The sequence below is a fragment of the Erwinia sp. MYb416 genome, assembly GCF_037479575.1.
Classification (GTDB): Bacteria; Pseudomonadota; Gammaproteobacteria; order Enterobacterales; family Enterobacteriaceae; genus Erwinia; species Erwinia rhapontici.
Map to the genome: position 1 here is coordinate 1 of NZ_JBBGYT010000168.1, position 584 is coordinate 584.

General features: G+C 60.4%; 1 protein-coding gene. It reads right to left on the minus strand.

What is annotated here, in order from left to right:
- The coding region (locus WH277_RS01615) for an AsmA family protein (protein ID WP_339503995.1) at positions 1–584 on the minus strand (584 nt) is incomplete at both ends.

Below are 584 nucleotides of genomic sequence, written 5' to 3' on the forward strand. Positions count from 1 at the left end.
CCGGACGCTGGCATTCAGGCTTCCCCCGGCCATGCCGAAGCGCAGCGGGTCGAGGCGCAGATCGCCATTTTTCAGGATCAGATGAGTGGAAAGATCGCTGATCGGCAGTGAGCTGCTGTGCTCAATCCGTCGGCCTTTGAATGTCACATCCGCATCCATCACATCCCAGTTTTTCGTGTCGAATTTATCGTGCGGCAGCACGCGATCGGCTGGCTGTGTCGCGGCCTCCCCGCGTTGTGTCCTGGCTTTTTCTGTCTTTTCACTGCCCTTACCGGAATTGACGCCGATCAGCGGGCCGAGATCGGCCATACGCAGCTGGCGTGACTCCAGCGTCCCTTCCAGCTTAGGCCGGGGTTTACTCTGGCTGTAGGTCAGGGAACCATGAATATCGCTGTCGCCGATATGGCCGTTAAAGCCCTGATAGCGAAAGACCGCGCCAGCGGCCTGCTGGAAGCGCGCCGTCAGATGGCCATCCGTTTCATACGGCGGCGTATCCGGCAGCAGAACGCCCGTCAGCCCGTAGAGGTTGGCCAGGGTATCGCCGGAGAAACGCAGGCGAATATCCACCCCGCCGAGGTTCATCG